This is a genomic window from Limibacillus sp. (assembly GCA_037379885.1).
Classification (GTDB): Bacteria; Pseudomonadota; Alphaproteobacteria; order Kiloniellales; family CECT-8803; genus JARRJC01.
This window is the reverse complement of sequence record JARRJC010000097.1, coordinates 1-5314: the sequence shown is the minus strand read 5'-3', so window position 1 is coordinate 5314 and position 5314 is coordinate 1. Positions and strand designations below refer to the sequence as shown.

Sequence of the window (5314 nt, the reverse complement as noted above, 5' to 3'; positions counted from 1 at the left end):
GGCCGCCTGTAGCTCCTCACACTGTCCGGCTAGACGGAGATGTTTCATCGACATCGTTCTCACTCACCCATTTAGGCAGAGGAGGCCGGCAGAATTATAAAGGGGCATCAGACAGCTCTGTTTTCGGGTTTCGGCTTTGGGTCTAGCCCGTTTTACTAGTGCTGTATGCCAAGAATGCAGGTAGCAGCACTCTAGGAGATAGGCTGCTAACATACTGATTATGTTGCTTTTTTATTGCGAATCACCGGCCGAGGGGGTGACCATGCCTCTGTGGCTTTAGCAGAGCAGGAGCACAGAAAGGCATGACCGATCTCGAGTTGCAGATGAAGGACTACCGCCTGACGACCGCGGAAATTCTCTATCAGCTTCCCGATCATCCCAGCCTTCTACAGAGCTACATCTGGCAGGACTACGATCTCGCCCCGAAGTTTCCGCGCCTGAAGCACTTCCTGGACTTCTGGGAAGCCAACCTGGACGGCCCGCTGCATTCCGTCACGGTGGCCAACGTGCCGATCATCGGCCCCGGCGAGGCGCGCTTCGCCGACGCGCTTTTGACCCTGCAATAGCAGCGCCGCCTCCCCGGCGCGGGCCAGCGGGCGGCATTCCGCCGCGCACCCTTGCGGACGCGGCGCTTTCGGCGTACCTACCCGGTTGTTGAGAAACCTCCCTGGCAACGGAGCCGGACGCAGCAAGGCGCCATGACCTCCTACAGCTACTACACTCCCCACGCCTTCGAGAGCCGCGGCGACCGCGGCGTCGGCCTGTGGCTGCTGTTCACCGCGGCGATGATCTTCGCCATGGCGGTGATCGGCGCGATCACGCGCCTGACGGAATCGGGTCTCTCGATCATGGAGTGGGCGCCGATCTCCGGCGCGCTGCCGCCGCTCAGCCAGGAGGAGTGGGAGCGGCTCTTCGCCCTCTACAAGACCATCCCGGAATACCAGCTGGTCAACCAGGGCATGACGCTGGCCGACTTCAAGGAGATCTTCTGGTGGGAGTGGGTGCACAGGCTCTGGGGCCGCCTGATCGGGCTGGTCTACGCCGTGCCGCTGGTGATCTTCGCGCTGCGCGGCCGCATCGACCGGGAGCGGCTGCCGCACCTACTGATCGTGCTGGCGCTGGGCGCGCTGCAGGGCTTCATGGGCTGGTACATGGTGGCAAGCGGCTTTGCCGAGCGCGACGACGTCAGTCAGTACCGCCTGGCCCTGCACCTGGGCCTGGCGCTCTTCATCTACGCCTATGTGCTCTGGCTGGCCTTCAGCTTTCTGCGGCCGACGCCCGAGGGCTCGGCGGAGGGCGGCGGGCTGAAGGCGCTCTTGGTGCTGCTGGCGCTGCTGATCGCGGCGACGCTGGTCTCAGGGGCCTTCGTCGCCGGGCTCAACGCCGGCTTCATCTACAACACCTTCCCGCTGATGGGCGACCGCCTCGCGCCGCCCGAGTACGCGGAATTGAGCCCCTTCTGGCTGAACTTCTTCGAGAACACCGCCGCCGTGCAGTTCAACCACCGGGTCCTGGCGGTGGCGACGGTGCTGGCGGCAATCGGCCTCTTCCTCGCGTCCCGCTCTCCGGAGATTTCGCCGGCGGCGCGGGCGGGCTTCACCCTGATCGCGCTGGCCGCGCTGGCGCAGTTCGCGCTGGGCGTCACGACGCTGCTGATGGTCGTTCCGGTCTGGATGGGCGCGTTGCATCAGGCGGGCGCCCTGCTGTTGCTGACCGCCACGGTCTGGGCGCTCTACAACCTCAGAGCGGAGCGATGAGCGAAGAGACGCTCCACATCCCCGACGAACCGATCCCGGCCTCGCTCCTGACCGGCTTCCTGGGCAGCGGCAAGACCACGCTGCTACGCGCCCTGCTCGCCGATCCGGCGATGGAGGAGACGGCGGTGGTGATCAACGAGTTCGGTGAGATCGGGCTCGATCACCATCTGGTGGCGGAATCCTCCGAGGACATGGTGCTGATGAACTCGGGCTGCCTCTGCTGTTCGATCCGGGGCGATCTGGTGGACACGCTGCGCGGCCTCTACAAGAAGCGCGTGCGCGGCGAGGTGCCGCCCTTCACCCGCCTGGTGATCGAGACCACGGGCCTGGCCGATCCCGCGCCGATCCTCCATACGCTGATGACCGACCCGGTCCTGATGGAGCGCTTCCGCCTGGATGGCGTCATCACCACGGTGGACGCGGTCAACGGCGAGGCCACGCTCGACGCCCAGATGGAATCGGTGAAGCAGGCCGCCGTCGCCGACCGCATCCTCGTGACCAAGGGCGATCTGGCGAAGCCGGAGGCGCTGGAGGCGCTGGAGGCGCGGCTGAAGGCGCTCAACCCCGCGGCGCCGCTGCTTCATATCGAGAACGGCCGGGTCGCGCCGGACCGGCTCTTCGGCTGCGGCCTCTATGACCCGAAGACCAAGAGCCTGGACGTGCAGCGCTGGCTGGCCGCCGAGGCTTACGAAGCGGGCCCCGACCATGATCATGGGCAGGGGCAGTGGCATGACCACCATCATCACGACGTGAACCGCCACGATGAGCGCGTGCGCGCCTTCTGCGTGACCTACGAGACCCCGCTGGACTGGGACCGGCTCAACGCCTGGGTCGAGATGCTGATCACGCTCTACGGCGGGCAGATCCTGCGCATCAAGGGCATCCTCAACATCGAAGGCGAGGAGCTGCCGCTGGTGGTGCATGGGGTCCAGCATCTGTTCCATCCGCCGGTACAGTTGCCCGCCTGGCCCGATGAAGACCGCACCACGCGCCTTGTCTTCATCGTCCGCGACCTGCCGCAAAGCCTGTTCGAGGAGACGCTGCGCTCCTTCAACGAGGACTCCGCTCCCGGCCTGACACAGGCGTGACAAGCCAGGGGCGGCCTGCTTATCTTTTCGCCCGGCCCTCAGGCAAGCCCCGGGCTCTCGACATCCAGGCCCAGGCCTTTGACATCCAGGAGTTAACGACGATGAACGCCGACGAACTGCGCGCCCTCCAGGCGCCGATCAAGCAGAAGTACAAGGACGACGCCGCTTCGGCGCTGATCACCATGCATGCCGAGGGCAAGCTCGATCAGCCGGACGTGGCCTGCCACGTGGAGACCTTCACCGGCTCGGCCCGCGCCGGCCTGCACCCCGCCGCGGGCGGCAGCACCGACTTCGCCTGCTCCGGCGACATGCTGTTGCAGGCCCTGGTCGCCTGCGCGGGCGTCACGCTGAACGCCGTCGCCACCGCCATGGGCATCGAGATCAAGGGCGGCAGCGTGAAGGCCGAGGGCGTCATGGACTTCCGCGGCACGCTCGGCATGGACAAGGCGACGCCGGTCGGCTTCCAGTCGATCGACCTGACCTTCGAGGTGGAGAGCGATGCGAGCGAGGAGCAGCTCGCCAACCTGATCCGCCTGGCCGAGCGCTACTGCGTGGTCTACCAGACCCTGCAAGCCTCGCCCGCCATGACCGCCAAGCTGGAGCGCATCTGAAGGAAGAATGGAGCGGGTGAAGGGAATTGAACCCTCGACACGTAGCTTGGGAAGCTACTGCTCTACCACTGAGCTACACCCGCATCCGGCGGCGCCGGATGGCGCCGATCGATATCTACGACCAATCGGACGCGCTGGCAATAGCGCAGGACAAGGGTCTAGAGCGCCATGACGCTTGAGTTGAAGCGCGTGCGCCTGGCGCTGGACGGGAAGACCCTTCTGGGCCCGCTGGACCTCACGGTCGCGCCCGGCGAGATCGTGACACTGATGGGGCCCAGCGGCTGCGGCAAGTCCAGCCTGCTCTCCTACCTCTGCGGGACCCTCGATCCGGCGTTCGAGGCGGAGGGCGAGCTAAGGCCAGAACTGCGCGGCAAGAAGGAACGTCAGGCGCGGATCGAAGAGGCGCTGGCGGAGGCCGGCATGGCCGGCTTCGCCGATCGGGACCCGGCCACCCTTTCGGGCGGGCAGAGGGCGCGCACGGCGCTCATGCGCTGCCTGCTGTCGGAGCCGCGCGCGCTGCTGCTGGACGAACCCTTCTCCAAGCTGGACGCCGAGTTGCGCGGGCGCTTTCGCCGCTTCGTTTTCGAGCACGCGAAGGCCGCGGCCTTGCCGACCCTCCTGGTAACGCACGACGCCGGCGATGCCGACCGGGAAAACGGCCGGACCCTTCGGCTTTCCGAAGGCGCCGGCGACTATGAGTAGTCACTTATTTGTCACAACTATGCGGTCTGTTGCAAAACTGCCACAGCGGTCGTGGATTTGCGCTATTTTTCTGGTAGATAACATTCACAATCGCATTTTGACTTAGAGCATGGTAGTTGTGTACCGCGTTCATAAGCGAGACGGAGCGTAGCCGTTGTCTGTGCGCCGACCCAAGGGTTGGTCTCAGCAAAGGTCTTCGTCTTGAGGCCACCAGACCCTAAGGAGGGGTGAATTATGATTAAAACTAAGGTTCTCAGCGCTCTGGCGGCAGTTACGCTGCTCGCTGGCTGCGTTGGCACCAAGGTCGAGACGCTCGATGGCATGGAAGCCTCCGGTTCCGCGTTCTCTGCCGCTCTGTTCGACGAGTACAAGGCCCTCTCCGAGTTTGAGGCCTATGAGATGTACGACTGGATCGACGCCGACTACTACGCCGACAAGGCCTCCCGGGCCGCCGCCGGCGAAGCGGTCGAGCCTGCTGTCCTGGAGAACTGGGACATTCCGGCCGAGTACGTCGAAGAGTTGACCTCCGCCCGCTCCGCTCTCGTCGCCGTTCTTGACGGTGGCGCGCGCGACCGCGCCCCGGAGACCGCTGCCCGCGCCCAGGCGAAGTTTGATTGCTGGGTTGAGCAGCAGGAAGAGAACTTCCAGCCTGAGCACATCGCGGCCTGTAAGGACGGCTTCTGGGCCGCCATGAAGGAACTGCAGGGCGCACCGACCGCCATGGCTCCGGCCAGCTACACCATCCTCTTCGCCTTCGACAGCTCCGTCGTCAGCGAGAACGGCATGAAGATCATTGATGCCGCGATCGCCGAGGCGAACCGCACTGGCGCCGGCTTTGCCCTCACGGGTCACGCCGACCGTGCCGGTCCTGAGGACTACAACATGAAGCTGTCGCTGCGTCGTGCAGAGGCCGTCCGCGCTGTCCTTCTGGACAAGGGCGTGCCGGCTGGCTCGATCAGCGTTGCGGCCCGCGGCGAAAGCGAGCCGGCCGTTCAGACCGCCGACGGCGTTGCTGAGCGTGCCAACCGCCGCGTGGAGATCCTTCTCCAGTAGGCCTCGGCACTTCATAGCCGCTAAGACTGGGAGCGGCGCCGCCTGACAAGGGCGGCGCCGCTTCCTTTTTGCGTGCTTGCCCCTTTCCCGCGGCCACCTAAAT

General features: G+C 65.3%; 6 protein-coding genes and 1 tRNA gene. 6 read left to right on the top strand and 1 reads right to left on the bottom strand.

The annotated features are described in order from the left end of the window. The first annotated feature begins 302 nt into the window (after positions 1-302). The 4 genes from P8X75_14755 (at position 303) to P8X75_14740 (ending at position 3456) form a co-directional block, all read left to right on the top strand. A complete protein-coding gene (locus P8X75_14755; protein MEJ1996440.1) occupies positions 303-566 on the top strand; it encodes an usg protein in 264 nt (87 codons plus the stop codon). A 132-nt stretch (positions 567-698) separates the two neighbouring features. Continuing rightward, a complete protein-coding gene (locus P8X75_14750; protein MEJ1996439.1) occupies positions 699-1757 on the top strand; it encodes a COX15/CtaA family protein in 1059 nt (352 codons plus the stop codon). Next, positions 1754-2845 (top strand): GTP-binding protein, encoded by a 1092-nt coding sequence (locus P8X75_14745; GenBank protein MEJ1996438.1) that lies wholly within the window; start codon positions 1754-1756, stop codon positions 2843-2845. The genes P8X75_14750 and P8X75_14745 overlap by 4 nt, the downstream gene beginning before the upstream one ends. Before the next feature lie 101 nt (positions 2846-2946). Next, entirely contained in the window at positions 2947-3456 is a 510-nt protein-coding gene (locus tag P8X75_14740) for an OsmC family protein (protein ID MEJ1996437.1), read from the top strand. Between the two features lie 8 nt (positions 3457-3464). Here P8X75_14740 and P8X75_14735 read toward each other — a convergent pair. After that, positions 3465-3539 (bottom strand) — tRNA-Gly (locus P8X75_14735). An 85-nt stretch (positions 3540-3624) separates the two neighbouring features. Here P8X75_14735 and P8X75_14730 point away from each other — a divergent pair. Together P8X75_14730 and P8X75_14725 are read left to right on the top strand one after the other, a co-directional pair. Further along, the gene (locus P8X75_14730; GenBank protein MEJ1996436.1) at positions 3625-4158 is read left to right on the top strand and encodes an ATP-binding cassette domain-containing protein; all 534 of its coding nucleotides are present in this window, start codon (positions 3625-3627) and stop codon (positions 4156-4158) included. Positions 4159-4392: 234 nt separating this feature from the next. Next, the gene (locus P8X75_14725; protein ID MEJ1996435.1) at positions 4393-5211 is read left to right on the top strand and encodes an OmpA family protein; all 819 of its coding nucleotides are present in this window, start codon (positions 4393-4395) and stop codon (positions 5209-5211) included. Positions 5212-5314: the final 103 nt, after the last annotated feature.